Raw genomic sequence first — 2,136 nt, forward strand, 5'->3', positions numbered from 1 at the left:
GGCCGAAGCCCACGCCAACGTGGTGCCGACCACGCTGGTCGACGACGCCGACCTGCACGCCTGGATCGGCAAGCAGGACATCACCGCCCGCCTGATCCGCGCCATCGTCGCCGCGTGCAAGACCGTGCCGGCGCTCAACGCGTGGTTCGACGGCAAGAACCTCACCCGCACGCTGCACCCGCACGTGGACATCGGCATCGCCGTCGATACGGAAGAAGGCCTGTTCGTGCCCGCGCTGCGCAACGCCGACGTGCTCGATGGCGCCGGCATCCGCGCCGCGATCAAGCGCCTGCGTACTTCGGTGGAAGATCGTTCCATCCCGGCGTCGGAGCTCTCGGGCTACACCATCAGCCTGTCCAACTTCGGCATGTTCGCCGGCCGCTACGCCACGCCGGTCGTCGTACCGCCGTGCGTCGCCATCATCGGCGCGGGCAAGCTGAGCTACGACGTGGTGGCGGTGATGGGCGGCATCGAAGTGCATCGCCGCATGCCGATCTCGCTGACGTTCGACCATCGCGCCGCCACCGGCGGCGAAGCCGCGCGCTTCCTCAAGGCGCTGCTCGACGATCTGTCGCTGCCGAACTGAGGTTCGATGCCCCATGAAAAAGCCCCGGCATGCCCGGGGCTTTTTTTTGCGTCACCGTCGTTCAGTAGTGCTCGATGAAGTACGCGGTGGTGTGCTCCAGCGCCTTGCGCCAGCGCTGTTCCAACGCGAAGTCGTATTCCGGATCGAACTCCGCGATGGCGCGCAGCAGGCTGTCGGACCAATACGGATACAGCGTGGGCGACACCGGTGCCCTGCCCTTGCGGCTGTGCACCTTGGCCATCTCGGTCATGGTTCGCCGCGTCAGCGTGCTGCCACCGGCGAAAGCGATCGCGGCGCTGATGCCGCGGCGCAGGGCCGAGTACTGCGCGCTGAAATCGGTATGGCGGAACATGCCAGGGATATCCGGATGGCTGGCCATGAAGATCTCGTAGAAGCGGGCGATGAAGCCGCCCTGGCGCAGGCAGCGTCCATAGCTGGTCTGCAGATCGTCGAACGTATCGGTCATGTCAGCCTCCTGTGCCGACATCGGCGTTGCCCACGCCGCGCAAGCTAGCACGCGTTCTCGCGAGCACCGTGAGGCGCATGGTCGCAACGGTAGCGTCCTGCCGTGTTGACGGCTTCTCGACCGGTGCGCAGCTATACGAACGCCTTTGCCGCATGACAGGGAGCGCACCATGCATCACAGTCGCCTATGCACCGTCGTCATCGACTGCCAAGCCGACGACCTGGAGGACGCCGCCACCTTCTGGAGCCGCGCCCTCAACAAGCCCATCGCCACGGTCGACCAGGATGGCGACGGCCGCTACGCGGAGCTGGTCACCGACGCGGATGAGCCGATCATTCTCCTGCAACGCGTGGACCACGAAAGCCGCGTGCACCTGGACATCGAAACCGACAACCTCGATGCTGAAGTGGCACGGCTGGAAGGCCTGGGAGCGATGCGCGTGGCCTTCGTGCGCGATCGCTGGTGGGTCATGCAGGCGCCCAGCGGCCACCGCTTTTGCGTGGTACGCCCGCAACGGGAAACGTTTGGTCCGCACCTGAATCGCTGGGAGTGAGTCGATGAGCCCGTGCCGGTCGCGCTTGCATGGCTGATGCTCCGTCGCGCGGCCTGCTGCCGCGCCTGATGCCGGGCCTGTCGGAACTGCTGGCTTACCGGCGCGAGTGGTTGCGCGCCGATCTGCAAGCCGGCCTGTCGGTTGCCGCGGTCGCCCTGCCCGTCAGCATCGCCTACGCGCAGCTTGCCGGCTTCAGCCCGATCATCGGCCTCTACAGCACCGTGTTGCCGATGATCGTGTACGCGCTGTTCGGTTCGTCGCGGCAGCTCATCGTGGGTCCCGACGCCGCCACCTGCGCCATGCTCGGCGCCACACTGATGCCGCTGGCGGCACCCGGCAGTGATGCGTACCAGGCCTATGCGATGTCGCTCACGCTCATCACCGGGCTGCTGTGCGTCGTGGCCAGCCGTTTCCGTTTTGGCTTCCTCGCCGATTTCCTCTCCCGCCCGATCCTGATCGGGCTGCTCAACGGCGTGGCCATCACCATCCTGGTCAGCCAGTCGGGAAAGATGCTGGGCCTTTCGCTTGCCG

General features: G+C 66.3%; 4 protein-coding genes. 3 read left to right on the forward strand and 1 reads right to left on the reverse strand.

Features of this window, described 5'->3' with window-relative positions; all coding sequences use genetic code 11:
* Positions 1-586, forward strand: a 586-nt coding sequence (locus JMF82_RS21805; RefSeq protein ID WP_201316620.1) for a 2-oxo acid dehydrogenase subunit E2, incomplete at its 5' end; no start/stop codon positions are given.
* A gap of 61 nt (positions 587-647) precedes the next feature.
* Here the strand turns inward: JMF82_RS21805 and JMF82_RS21810 are convergent.
* The gene (locus JMF82_RS21810; protein ID WP_201316621.1) at positions 648-1,052 is read right to left on the reverse strand and encodes a globin; all 405 of its coding nucleotides are present in this window, start codon (positions 1,050-1,052) and stop codon (positions 648-650) included.
* A gap of 169 nt (positions 1,053-1,221) precedes the next feature.
* Here JMF82_RS21810 and JMF82_RS21815 point away from each other — a divergent pair, with 169 nt between their 5' ends.
* Positions 1,222-1,605, forward strand: a complete 384-nt coding sequence (locus JMF82_RS21815) for a VOC family protein (RefSeq protein ID WP_201316622.1) — start codon at positions 1,222-1,224, stop codon at positions 1,603-1,605.
* Between the two features lie 29 nt (positions 1,606-1,634).
* Positions 1,635-2,136: SulP family inorganic anion transporter (locus JMF82_RS21820; RefSeq protein ID WP_255560174.1), on the forward strand; the 502-nt coding region annotated here is incomplete at its 3' end.

The sequence above is a fragment of the Dyella sp. EPa41 genome (genome assembly GCF_016586165.1).
Classification (GTDB): Bacteria; Pseudomonadota; Gammaproteobacteria; order Xanthomonadales; family Rhodanobacteraceae; genus Dyella.